This window comes from Streptomyces sp. NPDC057249 (genome assembly GCF_042669245.1).
Taxonomy (GTDB): domain Bacteria; phylum Actinomycetota; class Actinomycetes; order Streptomycetales; family Streptomycetaceae; genus Streptomyces.
The window spans coordinates 1-15,890 of sequence record NZ_JBHUXS010000002.1 but is presented as its reverse complement, the minus strand read 5'-3'; the positions used below and the strand labels follow the sequence as shown (position 1 = coordinate 15,890).

Below are 15,890 nucleotides of genomic sequence, written 5' to 3'. Positions count from 1 at the left end.
TCCCCTTTTCGGATTGTCTCGGAAAGGGGGCCGGCGGGCATACGGAAATGCCGTGCCCCCGCAGGAGCTGCGGGGGCACGGCAGGGGCGCGGCGGCCGGTCAGGCGTACTGGGCGACCAGGCTCCGGGGGCGGATGTCGGTCCAGTGCGCGGTGATGTACTCAAGGGCGCCGGAGCGGTCGCCAGGCCCCCAGACACCTTCCCAGCCTGCCGGGATGTCGGCGAAGGCCGGCCACAGGGAGTGCTGGCCCTCGTCGTTCACCACGACGTGGAAGGAGCCCTCGGCGTCGTCGAAGGGGTTCGCGATGTCGCTCATGAATAACTCCTCGTTTCGTTTTCCCGCAGGCTTTTCTCCTGCAGTGCGGAGAGTTTCTCCGCGATGACTTTTCCGATGTGTGCGAGAGGTTCCTGTTCGGCCATCCGGAGATGCGTGGATTTCACGGTGTGGTTCTCGACCGGGCCCGTCAGATAAGAATTCCAAGTGGCGGCCAGCGCGCCTTCCGGTTCGCCGGGCCTGCGGGCGGTGAAGAAGACCGCGCCGGTGTCCGCGACCTCCGGCGTGTGCCGCGCCATGAGGGCCGCGTGGGTCTCGGACGCCCGCAGCACCGCCCGTATCTCCTCGGCGCTGAAACCGTCGAGCACCGGGTCCGCCACCTCCGGCGGCTCGTCCTTCCCGGCCGCCTCCCGTGCGTCCGGCGGCAGCACGGACACGCTGCCCGGCCCGGTCTGGTGGACGTCCATCAGCGCGAGCAGTTCGACGTGCTGACCGGCCGCGCGCAGCCGGACGGCCATGGTGTGGGCGACGATCCCGCCGAAGGACCAGCCGAGCAGCCGGTACGGGCCCCAGGGCTGGACCTGCCGGATGCGTTCCAGGTAGTCGTCGGCCATCTCCTCGACGGTGCGGGGGAGGTGGCGGGGTTCGCTCAGCGCGCGGGCCTGGAGGGCGTACAGCGGCTGGTCGTCCCCGAGGTGCCGGGCCAGGCCGGCGTACGACCACCCGACCCCGGTCCCCGGGTGCACGCAGAACAGCGGACGGCGGGCGCCCCGGGTGTTCAGCGGCAGCAGGACGCCCAGCGCGCCGGCCGTGCCGTCCGGGTCCTGCGCGCCCAGCAGCCCGGCCGGGGTCGGGGCACGGAACAGGTCGCGGACGGTGCGGTCGATGCCGAGGACCGAACGCACCCGGCTCACCAGACGCACCCCGAGCAGCGAATGCCCGCCCAGCGTGAAGAAGTTGTCGTCCAGACCGACCCGGGGCGCGCCCAGTATCTCGGCGAACAGCCCGCACAGCACCTCCTCCCGGGCGTTCCGCGGCGCCCGGTGCTCGACGGCGGGCCGGTCCGGCGCGGGCAGTGCCCGGCGGTCCGGCTTCCCGTTGACCGTCAGCGGCACGGCGTCCAGGACGACGACCGCCGAAGGCACCAGATGGGCGGGCAGCGCGGTACGGGCCAGGGCGAGGACGTCCGCACCGGTGACCGCGGCCCCGGCGCGCGGCACCACGTACCCGACGAGGCTCCGCTCGCCCGGCCGGTCCTCGCGTACGACCACGAGGGCCTGCCCGACCGAGGGGTGCGCGGCGAGCGCGTGCTCCACCTCGCCGGGCTCGATCCGGACCCCGCGCAGCTTGACCTGGCCGTCCGCCCGCCCCAGGAACCGCAGTTCGCCCTCCGGCGTCCAGACGACCCGGTCGCCGGTGCGGTACATGCGGCTGCCGTCCGCCTCGAACGGGTCGGGCACGAACCGCTCGGCCGTCAGGGCGGGGCGCCCGGTGTACCCGCGCGCCACGTGCGTACCGGCGATGTACAGCTCGCCGGGCACGCCCGGCGGCACGGGCCGCAGGGCCGCGTCCAGGACATGGCTGCGGGTGTTGTCCATGGGCCGGCCCAGGTGCGGTCCGGCCGCGCCGAGCGAGCCCCGGCCGCCGGTGAGCCACTGGTTGTGCGAGGCGAACGTCGTCTCGGTGGGGCCGTAGGAGTGGACGAGGACGGTGTCCGGGCAGTGCGTCAGGACCCGCTGCACGGCGGTGGGCGAGGCGACGTCGCCGCCCGTCCACACCTCGCGCAGCAGCCGCAGGGTGTCCAGTGCCTCATCGGCCATCACATGGAACAGGCCCACGGTGAAGTAGGCGGCGGTGACGCCGTGTTCGCGGACGGCGCGGCCGGTCTCCGCGAGGTCCGTGCCGTCGCCGCGCATGACGACGAGGCTGCCCCCGGCGAGGAGCGGCACCCACATCTCGAACACCGAGGCGTCGAACCCGGTCGCGGAGTGGACGAGCATCCGGTGCGGACCGCCGGCGGTGGTGTCGCGGTCGGCGGCCAGCTCGGTCACATTGCGGTGGGTGACGCCGACGCCCTTGGGGCGGCCGGTCGACCCGGACGTGAACATCACGTACATCAGGTCGTCCCCGTCGACCGCCACGGCCTCGCGGTCCGCGGGCGGGATGTCTCCGGAAGGCGCGTCGACCAGGAGGACCGGTACGGACACCCCTTCCGGCACCGCGTCCGCCCGCCCGGTGTCCGTCGCGACGAGGCAGACGTCCGCGTCTTGGACCATCAGCGCGATCCGGGCCCCGGGCAGGGCGGGGTCCAGCGGGACATAGGCGGCCCCGCACTTGAGGACCGCCAGCGCGGTGACCACCAGCGGCACCCCGCGTTCCAGCAGCACTCCGACGGTGTCCCCCCTGCGCACCCCGGCCGCGCACAGCCGGGCGGCCAGCGCGTCGGCGCGCGCGTCGAGCGCGCCGAAGCCGACGGTCCCGGCGTCGGTGATCAGCGCCGGCGCCTCGGGCGTGCGCGCGGCCCGGCGGGCGATCGCCTCGTGCACGGGGGCCCGGTCGCGGGTCGCGGTCGCCGTGTCGTTGTACTCCGCGACCAGCCGGAACCGCTCGGCGTCGGTGAGGAGGTCCACCGCCCCGATCCGTACGCCCGGGTCGGCGGCGACGGCGTGCAGCAGACGCCCGACGTGGGCGGCGAGCTGGGCGGCGGTGGCGGCGTCGAACAGATCGGTGGCGTACTCCAGCCCGCCCGCCAAGCCCGCCGGCCGCCCGTTCCCGTCCTTCCGCTCCCACAGGAAGAGGGTCAGGTCGAACTTGGTGGACAGCGCCTCCAGCGGGGCCGGTTCGGGCCGGAGCAGCGGCCCTTCGGCACGGTCGGCCGTGTAGTCGTGGTGGAGCTGTACGACGTACTGGGCCAGCGGGTGGTGGGCGGTGGAGCGGGCCGGGTTGAGGTGTTCCACGATCCGGTCGAAGGGGAGCCGCTGATGGGCGTAGGCGGCGAGATCGGTGTCGCGCACCCGCCCCAGCAGCTCGGCGAACCCCGGGTCCCCCGACGTGTCGGTGCGCAGGACCAGCGTGTTGACGAAGAAGCCGACCAGGTCGCTCAGCGCCTCGTCGTCGCGCCCGGCCGTCATGGTGGCCAGCGGCAGATCGGTGCCGGCGCCGTGCCGGGTGAGGACCGCGGCGAGGGCGGCTTGCAGCACCATGAAGAGCGTCGCCCCGTGGCGCCGGGCCAGCTCTTCCAGGGCCTCATGGGTGGCGGCGTCGACGGTGAGCGGCGCGTGGCCGCCCCGATGGGTGGCCTCGGCGGGGCGGGGACGGGCGGCGGGCAGTTCGAGGACGGGCGGCGCCCCGGTGAGGGCCCGTTCCCAGAAGGCGAGGTGGTCATGCGCCGCCGGGCCGTCCAGGAGTTCCTGCTGCCAGAGCGTGTAGTCGGCGTACTGGACGGGAAGCGGCTCCCAGCCCGGTGCGCGGCCCTCGGCGCGGGCGGCGTAGGCGGCGCCCAGGTCCGCCAGCAGCGGGCCCGTCGACCAGCCGTCGGCGGCGATGTGGTGGACGAGCACGACGAGGACCTGGCCGCCGCCGTCGTCCGGGGTGAGCAGGGCGGCCCGCAGCGGGAGTTCCCCGGCCAGGTCGAAGACGTGCCCGGCGGCCGAGGCCACCGCCGCCCGGAACCGCCCGGCCGGCACGGTACGCACGTCGAGCACCGGCCGCGCGTCCGCCACGATCTCCTGGTGCGGCTCCCCGTCGACCGAGGGGTAGCGGGTCCGCAGCACCTCGTGGCGCTCCACCAGATCGGCCAGGGCGCACCCGAGGACACCGGCGTCCAGCGGCTCGGCCGGACGCAGCACCAGCGGGATGTTGTACGAGGCGCTGGGCCCTTCCAGCGTGTCGATGAACCAGAGCCGGCGCTGGGCCCGGGACAGCGGCAGGCGCTCCGGCCGCTCCGTGCGACGGACGAGCGCCGGCCCCTCCGCACCGGTGTCCCGGTGCTCCGCGATGCGGCGGGCCAGGGCGGCCGGGGTCGGGGCGAGCAGCAGGTCCCGGACGTGGACGTCGACGCCCAGGCGGGCCCTGATCCGGTTGGCGAGCCGCACCCCGCTCATCGAGTGGCCGCCGATGGTGAAGAACCCCTCGTCCGGGCCGACCTCGTCCAGCCCCAGGATCTCCGCGAACAGCTCTCGCAGGGTGTCCAGGTGCTCCGCGTCCGGTGCGCCGCCCGCCCGGGCCGCCTCGGCGTCGGCGGCCTGCCGGGCGGCGAGGGCCGCGACGCGCTCCCGGCGCCCGGCGAGGGCCCGCCGCTCCTCGTCGCCCAGCAGCGCGGAGTCGGCGACGGGCGCCCCGGGCCGCTCGGCAGCCGTGCGCAGGGCGCGTGCCAGGGCGTCCAGGAGGAGGCGGGCGGTGTCCTCGTTGAGTACGTCACACGCGTACTCCAGGCCGAGTTCGAGGCCGGCGGGCGTGCCGTCGGCGGTGCGGTGCTCCACGCACGCGGCGGTCAGGTCGAACTTGGTGGTCGCCGGGCCCTCCGCCCGGAAGCGGCCGGTGAGCGCGCCGAACGCGAAGGGGGCGTCGTCCGGGGCGGCGGTGCGCAGCGTCAGCATCGTCTGGAAGAGCGGGTGCACCCCGGGCGTGCGCGGCGGGTTCAGATGCTCCACCAGCAGGTCGAAGGGGAGGCCCTGGTGCTCGTAGGCGGCGAGGTCCGTGTCCCGCACCCGCTCCAGCAGCTCGGCGAACGCCGGGTCACCCGATGTGTCCGTCGGCAGGACCAGCGTGTTGACGAAGAAGCCGACGAGCGCGCCCAGCGCCTCGTCGTCCCGCCCCGCGACCGGCGTGCCCACGGCGACCCGCTCCCCGCAGCCCGCCGCCCGCAGCGCGAGGGCCAGCGCCGCCTGGATCACCATCAGCAGGCTCGCACCGTGCGCCTCGGCCAGCCGGGCGAGCCGGATGTGCGCGGCCGGTTCGAGGCGCGTGGCGACGACACCGCCCCGGTGATCCGGCACCGCCGGGCGCGGCCGGTCCAGCGGCAGGCCGGTGACGGCCGGCAGCCCGTCCAGCGCCGCGCGCCAGTGGGCGAGCCCCCGCGCGACGGCGGAATCCGGGTCGTCGGCCGTACCGAGGACGTCGTGCTGCCAGAGGGTGTAGTCGGCGTACTGGACGGGAAGCGGCTCCTGCTCCGGCACCCGCCCCTCGGCACGGGCGGCGTACGCCGCGGCCAGGTCGTTCATCATCGGCGCCAGCGACCATCCGTCACCCGCCACGTGGTGCAGCAGCACCGCCAGTACCGCCGCCGGGCCCTCGTCCCCGGCCCCGCCGCCCCCGGGAACGAACAGCGCGACCCGCAACGGCAGTTCCCGCGCCAGGTCGAACGTCTCGGACACGAAGTCCGCGACCCGCTCCCGCAGCTCACCGGCCGGACACTCCACGGTACGGGCCCGCACCGCGGACGCGGCCAGCACGTGCTGGTACGGCTCGTCCTCCGGGGCCGGGAACACGGTCCGCAGCACCTCGTGCCGCTCGGCGAGATCGCCGACGGCCGCGGCGAGCGCCGCCCGGTCGGGCACCCCGTCCAGCTCCAGCACGATCGGCATGTTGTACGCGCAGGACGGGCCGTCCAGCTGGTCCAGCAGCCACAGCCGGCGCTGCGCGTGCGAGAGCGGCACCCGGTCCTCGGCGGGCAACGGCTCCTCGTGGACGACCGACAGACCCGGGTCCGTGGTCCGCAGCGCCTTGCGGTTGATCTTCCCGGAGCTGGTGCGGGGCAGCGCGGCGACGATCCCGACCGAGGCGGGCACGGCCGCCGCGGGCATGCGCTCGCGCACCAGACCGCGCAGCTCCTCGGCCCCCACCCCGCCCTCGGTGACGACGAACGCGACGAGCCGCTTCACCCCGTCCGCGTCCTGCTGGGCGACGACGGCGGCCTCCCGGACCTTCGGGTGGGAGGCCAGGACCGAGTCGACGGCGGCGGGGTCGATGCGCTGACCGCCGATCTTCACCTCGTCGTCGAGCCGCCCGTGGTACAGGATCTGCCGGTCCTCGCCGATCGTGACGAGGTCCCCGGTGCGGTAGGCGCGCTCCCCGTCCAGCTCGGTGAAGCGGCGCGCGTTCAGCTCCGGATTGCTCAGATAGCCACGCGACAGCCCGCCGCCGAGCAGCCACAGTTCCCCGGCGACGACCGCCGCCCGGACCCCGGGCAACGGCCGCCCGATCGGCACCGGACCGCCCCCGTGGCGGGTCAGGTCGGCGACCGTGGCGACCACCGTGGTCTCCGTGGGGCCGTACGCGTTCAGCAGCCGTACCCGCTCCCCGGTCAGCTCCCGCCACTGGGCGACCCGCTCCGGCAGCGCCGCCTCCCCGTAGATGATGACCGTGTCCAGGCAGCCGGGCAGCCGCACCGTGCCGGTGCTGAGGACGTGGACCAGCTCGTGCCAGTACGCGGCCGGCAGATCGAGCACCGTGATCCCGTGCCGGGCGCAGCCGGCGAGCAGATCCCGTACGTCCAGCATGTCGTCCGTACGCAGCACCAGCGTCCCGCCGGCGCCCAGCGTGGCGAACAACTCCTGCACGCTGGCGTCGAAGTGCAGCGGCGAGAACTGGAGGACCCGGGACGCGGAGCCGATGCCGTACGCCGGGACGGCGCCCGCGATGAAGTGCGCGAGCGAGTCATGGGCGACGACGACCCCGTTGGGGGTGCCCGTGGACCCGGAGGTGTAGATCACGTAGGCGGCTCCGGCGGGTGCGCCCGGGCCGGGCAGGACGAGTTCGCCGGCGGCGGCCACCTCGGCGGGCGTGGGCGCCAGGTCACCGCAACTGTCCCGCAGGATGGCCGCGTTCCGCGCGTCGGGGGCCTGGATGTCCAGGGGCAGATAGGCGGCGCCGGTGCTGAGGACGGCGAGCAGGCCGACGACGGCGTCGATCCCCCGGGGGCGGTGGAGGGCGACCAGCCGGCCCGGGCCCGCACCCTCGGCGGCGAGGACGTTCGCCCGCTCCCGTACGGCGGCGGCGAGCCGCGCGTAACTCAGCCGGGCGGTGTCGTGGACCAAGGCGACCGCGTCGGGGCGGGTGCGCGCCCGGTGGGCGATGAGGTCCAGCACCGGCGGGGCGGTCGAGGGAGAGGGGCCGCCGTCGAGCAGGTCGTCCGTTCTGATGGGGGGCATCCTGGGGTTTCCTCCGTCTGGGGCGCCGAGAGACCGGGGCGAACGGTTCCTCTCGCCTCCGTGCCCTTCACGCTAGGGGCCCCCGGCCACCCCTCTCGGCAGTCCGCCCGGCAGCTCGGACCGGCAGAAGCGGAGGGACGGAGCTGCCGCTCCGCACCTCCGCCCGCCCGGCCGGATCACCCCCGACGGGCGCCCGCCCTGGTCCGGCGGCGCAGCGCCGGGGCGGCCACCGGACCGGCGTCCTCCGGCTCGACGGCGTCGGCCACGGCCCCGGCCAGCCGCCGGGAGAGGGTCGCCGCCGTCGGGTTGCGGAACACGTCCCGCAGCGTCAGGTCCTGACCGAACTCCGAGCGGATGCGGTTCAGCAGACGCACCGCCAGCAGCGAGTGCCCGCCGGACTTGAAGAAGTTGTCGTCCGCCCCGAGGTCCCGCCCGCCCAGCACCTCCCGGAAGATGCCGAGGAGCCGCCCGTCCGCGTCCCCGCCGGCCGCCGGTGCGGCTGCCGTGCCCGCGGTGTTCTCGTCGGACAGCTCCGCCGGGTCCTCACCCGGCGCGGGCAGCCGGGCCGCTCGCACCACCCGGGCCGGCGCCAGGTACTCGGGCAGCCGCTCGGCGGCCCAGGCGCGCAACGCGCTCTCGGCGGGCGGTGTCCCCGGGACGCAGGTGACGAACGCCAGCAGCCGCCCGTCGCGCACGTGGACCCGCGCCCCGGACACCGCCGGGTGACGGGTGAGGACACCCTCCACCTGCCCGGGCTCCACCGGATAGCCGTTCACGCTCTGGACGGCCACGGGCCGCAGCGCCCCGTCCGCGCCCCGGTACGCCCGCCGCCCGGTGGCGCGCAGCCCACCGCCCGGCGCCGGCTCGTGCACCTCGCCCGGGACGCGGACCGGTGCCCGGCGCCCCTGCGCGTCGAGGACCACCTCCGGACCGTGCGGCGCGGGCCGTCCGCCGCCCAGTGCGGACAGCGGCGCGTCCGGGTCGGCGGCGCACGCGTCCAGGGTCTCGGCGAGGCGCCGGACCAGCAGCGCGGCGGTCTCCGCGTCGTACAGCGCCGTGGCGTACTCCAGGACACCGAGCAGCCCGGCCCGCTCCCCGTCTGGGCCCACCGTCTCGGTGAGCGCGAACGTCAGGTCCGACTTGGCGCCCGCACCCCGGAACGCCACCGGTTCGCCGGCCAGCGCGGACGTCGCGGCGGCGGACTCGCCCGCCCCCGCCGCGTGCACCTGGAGCATCACCTGGACGAGCGGGGCGTGCGCGGACGAGCGGTGCGGGCTCAGGTGCTCCACGAGCCGGTCGAACGGCAGGTCCTGGTTGCTGTACGCGCCCAGGCCCGCGTCGCGGACCCGGCGCACCAGCTCCCTGAAGGCCGGGTCGCCGGAGGTGTCCGTACGCAGCACCAGGGTGTTCACGAAGAACCCGACGAGCGGGTGCAGCGCCTCGTCGCCCCGGCCCGCCACGGTGGTGCCGAGGGGCAGGTCCTCGCCGGCCCCGTGCCGCGTCAGCAGCGCGGCGAGTGCGGCCTGCACCACCATGAACAGGGTGACGCCGTTCTCCCGGGCGCACCGCAGCAGCGCCCGGTGGGTCTCCGCGCCCACCTCGAACCGCGCGAGCGCGCCCCGCCCGTCCGGCTCGGGCCCGCGCGGCCGGTCGGTGGGCAGCGCGAGCAGCGGCGGCATCCCGTCGAGCGCGGTGCGCCAGTACGCCAGCTGCTCACCGGCCACCCCGTGGTCGCCGTCCAGCAACTCGTGCTGCCACAAGGTGTAGTCGGCGTACTGGACGGGAAGCGGCTGCCAGCCGGGTGCCCGGCCCTCGCACCTGGCCCGGTAGGCCCGGTCCAGGTCGGCGAGCAGGCAGTCGGTGGACCAGCCGTCCCCGGCGATGTGGTGCACCAGCAGCACCAGGACCTGGCCCCCGTCGGCCTCCTCCAGGAGCCACGCCCGGAACGGGATCTCCGCGGCGAGGTCGAACACGTACCCGGCCGCGGCGTCCACGGCCGCCCGCAGTTCGTCCGCCCCGCCCGTCCGCACCACGTCGAGCACCGGCTCGGCGTGCGCCAGCACCTCCTGGTACGGCTCCCCGTCCGCGGACCGGTGCACCGTGCGCAGCACCTCGTGCCGCCGTACGACGTCGGCGAGGGCGGCGGCGAAGGCGGCCCGTTCGACCGGGCGGCGCAGCCGGGTCACCACCGGGATGTTGTACGTGGCGCTCGGCCCCTCCAACTGGCCGACGAACCAGAGCCGTTGCTGAGCGGCGGACAGCGGGAGCCGCTTCGGCCGCAGGGCCGCGGGCACCGGGCGCAGCGGCGGCCGGACCGGGCCGTCGCCCTGCTCGGCGAGCCGGCGCAGCAGCCGGGCGGGCGTCGGCGCCAGGAACACGTCTCGGATGGCGGCCTGGACACCGATCGCCTTGCGGATGCGGTTGGTGAGCTTCCCGGCGAGCAGGGAATGCCCGCCGAGCTTGAAGAAGCTGTCGTCCGGGCCGACTTCGTCCCGGCCCAGCACCTCCGCTAACAGGCCGCGAAGGATTTCCTCGCGGGGGTCGGCGGCGGGGGCGCGGCGGTCCTCGCCGCCGAGCGGGTCGCCCTGGGTGGCGGCGGTCCGCTCCGCGGCCCGGGTCAGGGCCTCGTGACGGCGGTCGATCGCCTCGCGGTCCGAGGCGGTGAGCAGCCCGGCCCGGCTGAGGGGTGTGCCGGAGGGCTGTTCGGCGTACGCGGTCAGCGCGCGGTGGAACAGGGTGAGCAGCAGGCGCGCCGTCTCCTCGTCGTACAGGTCGGTCGCGTACTGGAGGCCGAGCAGCACCCCGGCGGGATCGCCGTCGGGGCCGTACGTCTCGGCACAGTTGAAGCCCAGGTCGAACTTGGCGGTGGCCAGGTCCGCGGCGTCGAGGGTGCCGGACACGGCGCCCAGGGTGCAGGTGGTGTCCTGGGCGGTCTGCGTGGTCAGCATGACCTGGAAGAAGGGGTGCAGGCCGAGGGAGCGCTCCGGGTTGAGGTCCTCGACGAGCAGGTCGAACGGCAGGTCCTCGTGGGCCATGGCGGCCAGGTCCCGTCCCCGGACCCGGTCGAGCAGCGTGCCGAGGTCCGGGTCGTCGGACAGGTCGGCGCGCAGGGCGAGCGAGTTGACGAAGAAGCCGACGAGGTCGTGCAGATCCTCCTCGGGCCGCCCCGCCACGGGAGTCCCCACCACCACGTCGGGCCCCGCCCCGGCCGCCCCCAGTGCGGCACAGAGGGCGGCCCGGGCGGTCATGAAGAACGTCGCGCGGTGGGCCCGGGTGGTCGCGGCGAGCGCCTTGTGGGCGGTGGCGGAGAGGCGGGCGGTGACCAGCGCTCCCCGGTGGCTCGGCTCGGCGGGGCGGGGGCGGTCGGCGGGCAGCCGGGTCGCGGCCGGGGCTCCGTCCAACGCCGCTCGCCAGAAGGTGAGTTGTTCGTGCGCAAGGCTGTCGGGATCGGCCGGGTCGCCGAGCACGTCCCGCTGCCACAACGTGTAGTCCGCGTACTGCACGGGCAGGGGTTCCCACCCGGGTGCGCGGCCCCCGCACCGGGCCGTGTAGGCGCGGTCGAGGTCGGCGAGCAGGCAGCCGACGGACCAGCCGTCGGTCGCGATGTGGTGCACGAGGAGCACCAGCACGGCAGTGCCGCCGTGCACCGTGAACAGCCGGGCACGCAGCGGCAGGTCACGCGTGACGTCGAAGGGCAGCCGCGCGAAGGCGGTGACCAGCCCGGTCACGTCGTCGCCCGGCCCGCACTCCCGTACCTCCAGGCGCACGCCGGGATCGCCGACGACGTGCTGGTACGGCTCCCCGTCCACGGCCCGGTAGACCGTACGGAGCACTTCGTGGCGGTCCACCACGTCACGGACCGCCGCCTCCAGGGCCGGCCGGTCGGGCACGGCCTCCAGACGCAGCACGACGGGCGCGTTGTACGCGGCCGACGGGCCTTCGAGACGGTTCAGGAACCACAGCCGGTGCTGGGCGTACGAGAGGGGGATCACGGTTGCTGCTCCTCGGGGACGACGGGGGCGGGCGGGTGTGCGGGCCGGTGCGCGGGCGGCGGTCAGCCATCCTTGGCGGCCGTCAACTCCTCGATGCGGGCGGCGAGATCACGCAGCCTCGGGTGGGCGTAGACCGCCTTCACCGGCAGGGCGACGGAGAGCTCGGCGCGCACCCGGGAGACCAGCTTGATGGCGAGCAGCGAGTGGCCGCCCAGCTTGAAGAAGTTGTCGTCCGGGCCGATCGACGCGGCACCCAGGACCTGCGCCCACACCCGGGCGATCAGCTCCTCGGCCCGCCCGTTCAGCCCGGCCGCCCGCACCGGCGCCTCCCGCGGAGCCTCGGCCCGGGCCGGCAGCGCGGACCGGTCCAGCTTGCCGCTGGGCGTCGTCGCGAACCGGTCGACCGCGACGAACGCGGACGGCGCCATGTACGACGGCAGCGCCCGCGCCACGGCCTCACGCAGCGCGGTGGCGTCCCCGCCCCGGTGGTAGGCGATCAGGCACGGCGTGCCCCCGGCGTCCTCGCCCAGGACCACGGCCGCCTCGGTGGCGCCCGCCCGGCCCAGGGTCGCCTCGATCTCCTGCACCTCGATGCGGTGGCCGCGCAGCTTCACCTGTCCGTCGAGCCGTCCGAGGTGCACGAGGCGCCCGTCCGGCAGCAGCCGGCAGCGGTCCCCGGTGCGGTACATGCGGCCCCCCGGCGCGCCGAACGGGTCGGCGACGAAACGCTGGGCGGTCAGCCAAGGGCTGCCCCGGTAGCCGCGCGCGATCCGGGGCCCGGCGAGATACAGCTCACCGGCCTCACCCGGCCCGACCGGCGCCAGGTGCGCGTCGAGCAGCCGCATCCGCAGCCCCGGGAGCACCGTACCGATGTGCGGCTCGCCCGGCTCCTCGATCCAGCCGGCCGTCGCGTCGACCGTGCACTCGGTGGGCCCGTACACGTTCACCGCGCGCAGCACGCCCGCCCGGTGCGCCTCGGCCAGCCGGTCCCAGAGCACCGGGCCGATCGCCTCGCCGCCCACGAGCAGGGTCAGCGGACGCGGACCGCCGTCCGGGGTGAGCAGGTCCAGGAGCGGCTCGGCGTGCGACGGGGTGATGTCGAGATCGGTGAGCCCCTGCGCGTCGATGAAGGCCGCCAGCAGGGCCGGGTCGCGGCGGGTCTCCTCGTCCGTCATCACCAGCGTGTCCCCGCGCGACAGCCGCACCCACTGCTGCACCGAGGCGTCGAACGACGGCGACGCGTTCCAGCCGACCCGCCGCCGCTCCCCGCTCGCCGCCCCCTCGTCCTCCAGCTCCCGCAGCAGCAGCGAGGCCGAACCGCGCGCGATCTCCACACCCTTGGGCCGCCCGGTGGAGCCGGAGGTGTAGATGACGTACGCGAGTGCTCCGGGCCCCACCGGCACCGGCGCGAACGCCCCGCCCGGCAGCGCGGTCAGCTCGCCGACCGTGACCGCGCGCGGGCCGGGAAGCGCGGGACCGGTGCCGTCGGTGACCACGAGGTCGGCCCCGGAGTCCTGGAGGAGCAGCCGCCGCCGCTCCTCGGGGAGGGCCGGGTCCACGGGCAGGTAGGCGGCGCCCGCCGTGAGGGTGCCGACGATCGCGGTGACCAGGTCGGCCCCGCGCGGCAGGCAGAGCGCCACGACGCTCTCCGGCCCTGCGCCCAGCCGGGCCACTCCGGCCGCGAAGGAGGCGGCCCGCCGGCGGAGTCCGTCGAACGTCATCTCCCGGTCCCCGGCGACCACGGCGGTGCGGTCACCGGGCACGGCCGCCAGCCGGGCCATCAGGTCGGCCGCGCCGGTCCCGGCGGCGGCGCACGTCTCGCAGGGGCAGTCGGCGGGGTGGGCGACCGGGGCGGTCGCGCGCTCGGGGAGTACGGCGGTCATGGCGGGGCTCACTTTCCGTACAGGGTGGTGGAAGGGGCGGAGGCGGGCGAGCAGTCGGACAGCGGCACCGGCTCGCCCATCGCGACGAGGATCTTCCGGTCACCGGTGAACGCCTCACGGCCGTGCGCGCAGAGGATGTTGTCCACGAGCATCACGTCACCCGCCTGCCAGCTCTCCCGTACGGTCACCGCCTGGTACACGTCGTTGATCGCGTCCACCTCCGCGTCGGTGAGGGCGGTGCCGTCACCGAGGTACGTGTGGAACGGCAGCCCGTCCGCACCGAAGGTGTCGGCCAGCACCTCACGGACGTCCTCGTCCAGGCTGCGGGCGTTCCAGAAGGCGAAGTGGTTGAACCAGACCCGCTCACCGGTCACCGGGTGCGTGATGATCGCCGAACGCCGCTGCCGCGTACGCAGGGTGTCCTCGTCCAGCCACTCGTAGCCGATGGCGTGCGCGTCGCAGTACTCCTCGGCACCGGCGGGGTCCTCCGATGAGAACGCCTTGCGCCACGGCATGCCCGCCAGGTCCGAGTAGTTGCGGACCAGCAGCCACCCCGCCTCCGCGAACCGCGCGGTCAGCTCCGGCGGCAGCGCGGCGAGCGCCGCCCGCATGTCACCGACCGTCGTCGCGCCGCCGGTCTCGGGCGCGGTGACGCAGCCGAAGAGCAGCACCCCGGGGAAGTCCAGCGTGTAGCTGTTCTCGTTGTGCAGCCGGATCGGCTGGACGGCCGGCAGGTCCGTGGACGAGAACACGCCCTCACCGAAGTCGGTGCGCGGGGTGGCCTTCTCCTTGTAGCCGGCCCGCTCCGCGACGAGCGCGTCCCGCGCCTCGGCGAACGTCGCCGCGTCCCGCACGGGCAGGCCGCGCAGCATGACCGCGCCGGACCGGTGCAACTCGGCCTGGATCGCGGGCCGCTGGGCGGCCAGCCACGCGGTGGCCTCCGCCATGGTCCCGAACTCCGGTGTGTGGACGATCACCGGCTTGCCGGGCTCCCGGACGGGGGTGATACCGGTGGCGGCGGCGGGCGGCTGGGCGAGAGCGGTCACGATGGTTCCTCTTCCTGGATGAAGTCGGGTGGGTGGTTACGCGGACGCGGCGGCGGAGTCGCGCAGGACGTCCAGGACCGGGTTCAGGCGGGCGAAGAAGCCCGGCAGGTCCTGCTGGAAGTAGAAGTGGTCGCCGGGCAGCAGCTGCGGCACCACCTCGTGGCCCGTCACCCGCGACCAGCCGGCGAGCAGGTCCACCGGGACGATCCGGTCCTCGGACCCGCCGAACACGGCCACCGGGCAGTCGAGCCGGGCGTCCGGGGCGGTGCACCGGTAGGCGTCGTCGATGGCGAAGTCGGCCCGGATGGACGGCAGGACGATCTCCCGCAGCTCAGGGTCGTCGAGGATGCCGTCGTCGGTGCCGCCACGCGCCTTGATCGCCGCGACCAGCTCGTCGTCGTCCAGCCGCTCCGGGTGCACCGGGCACTGGTTCGGCAGCACCGGCGCCCGGCACGCGGACGCGATGAGCAGGCGCGGAGTGCGGCCGGCGGCCCGCAGGGCGCGTACCACCTCGAAGGCGACCAGCGACCCCATGCTGTGCCCCAGCACCACCAGCTCGCCGGTGTCGGCGGGCAGCGAGTCCACCACGGGCTGCGCCAGGTCGTCCACGGACAGCGGCAGCTCCTCGCAGTAGCGGGCCCCACGGCCCGGGTACTGGCCGATCAGCAGCCGCACATCGGCCGGCAGGTGCTCGCGCCAGCCGCCGTAGGCGTGGGCGTTGCCACCGGCGTGCGGCAGCACCAGCAGCGACAGGCGGTGCGGGCCGTCACCGGGAAGGTCCCAGACGACGTCTTCGGGGGCGGGGGACACGGAGGTCATGAGCTGATCCGTTCTGTCTCGGTACGACGGCGGAGGGTGGGCCGGGCCTTCTTGGCCTTCGGCGCGGACTTCAGCGCGGTGATGTGCTCGGCGAGCCGGGCCGGTGTCGGGTGCTCGAAGACGTCGCGGACGGTGAGCCGGACGTCCAGGGACACCGCTATGTGGTTGGTGAGGCGGGCGCCCAGGAGGGAGTGGCCGCCGTGGTGGAAGAAGTCGTCATCGATGCTCAGTGCTCCCTCGGCCGCCAGCGTGCGGGCGAAGAGGCCGACCAGGGTCTCTTCCAGCGGGTTGCGCGGGGCGCGGCCCCGGGAGGTGACGGCGGCCGGTTCGGGAAGGGCACGTCGGTCGATCTTGCCGTTGGGGGTGAGGGGGAGCCGGTCGAGGGCGGTGAGATAGGTGGGGACCATGTGCTCGGGAAGCCGGTCGGCGAGGAACCGGCGGATGTCCTCCGTCGTGGTTCCGGTGTCACCGACCACGTAGGCGGCGAGCTGGGCGTGGTGGGTGGTGACGGTGGCCTGGGTGATGTGGGGGTGGGTGAGGAGTGCGGCTTCGATCTCGGCGGGTTCGATGCGGAAGCCCCGGATCTTCACCTGGTTGTCGGCGCGGCCGTGGTAGTGCAGGTGGCCGTTCCGGTCGAAGTGGGCGAGGTCGCCGGTGCGGTAGAGGCGGGTGCCGGGTTCGCCGTAGGGGTTGGGGATGAAGGTGGTGGCGGTGAGGTCGGGGCGG

At 75.1% G+C, this 15,890-nt stretch carries 7 protein-coding genes; all 7 read right to left on the bottom strand.

What is annotated here, in order from left to right; genetic code table 11:
• Positions 1-99 precede the first annotated feature (99 nt).
• A complete protein-coding gene (locus ACFUJY_RS03705) occupies positions 100-315 on the bottom strand; it encodes an MbtH family protein (RefSeq protein ID WP_383293950.1) in 216 nt (71 codons plus the stop codon).
• The gene (locus tag ACFUJY_RS03700; RefSeq protein ID WP_383293948.1) at positions 312-7,424 is read right to left on the bottom strand and encodes an amino acid adenylation domain-containing protein; all 7,113 of its coding nucleotides are present in this window, start codon (positions 7,422-7,424) and stop codon (positions 312-314) included. The genes ACFUJY_RS03705 and ACFUJY_RS03700 overlap by 4 nt, the downstream gene beginning before the upstream one ends.
• A 176-nt stretch (positions 7,425-7,600) precedes the next feature.
• Positions 7,601-11,416, bottom strand: a complete 3,816-nt coding sequence (locus tag ACFUJY_RS03695) for a condensation domain-containing protein (protein WP_383293945.1) — start codon at positions 11,414-11,416, stop codon at positions 7,601-7,603.
• Positions 11,417-11,478: 62 nt separating this feature from the next.
• Positions 11,479-13,299, bottom strand: coding sequence for an amino acid adenylation domain-containing protein (locus ACFUJY_RS03690; RefSeq protein ID WP_383293942.1), 1,821 nt, complete (start codon positions 13,297-13,299; stop codon positions 11,479-11,481).
• Between the two features lie 8 nt (positions 13,300-13,307).
• Complete coding sequence (locus tag ACFUJY_RS03685) at positions 13,308-14,345, bottom strand: TauD/TfdA family dioxygenase (protein ID WP_383293939.1); 1,038 nt, start codon at positions 14,343-14,345, stop codon at positions 13,308-13,310.
• A 36-nt stretch (positions 14,346-14,381) separates the two neighbouring features.
• Positions 14,382-15,164, bottom strand: coding sequence for a thioesterase II family protein (locus tag ACFUJY_RS03680; RefSeq protein ID WP_383293936.1), 783 nt, complete (start codon positions 15,162-15,164; stop codon positions 14,382-14,384).
• Positions 15,161-15,890, bottom strand: a 730-nt coding sequence (locus ACFUJY_RS03675) for a phosphopantetheine-binding protein (RefSeq protein WP_383293933.1), incomplete at its 5' end; no start/stop codon positions are given. The genes ACFUJY_RS03675 and ACFUJY_RS03680, both read right to left, overlap by 4 nt.

Coding starts and splice junctions, on each gene's coding strand:
- ACFUJY_RS03700 (WP_383293948.1), bottom strand. CDS start 7,424: ATGCCCCCCATCAGAACGGACGACCTGCTCGACGGCGGCCCCTCTCCC.
- ACFUJY_RS03690 (WP_383293942.1), bottom strand. CDS start 13,299: ATGACCGCCGTACTCCCCGAGCGCGCGACCGCCCCGGTCGCCCACCCC.
- ACFUJY_RS03680 (WP_383293936.1), bottom strand. CDS start 15,164: ATGACCTCCGTGTCCCCCGCCCCCGAAGACGTCGTCTGGGACCTTCCC.
- ACFUJY_RS03705 (WP_383293950.1), bottom strand. CDS start 315: ATGAGCGACATCGCGAACCCCTTCGACGACGCCGAGGGCTCCTTCCAC.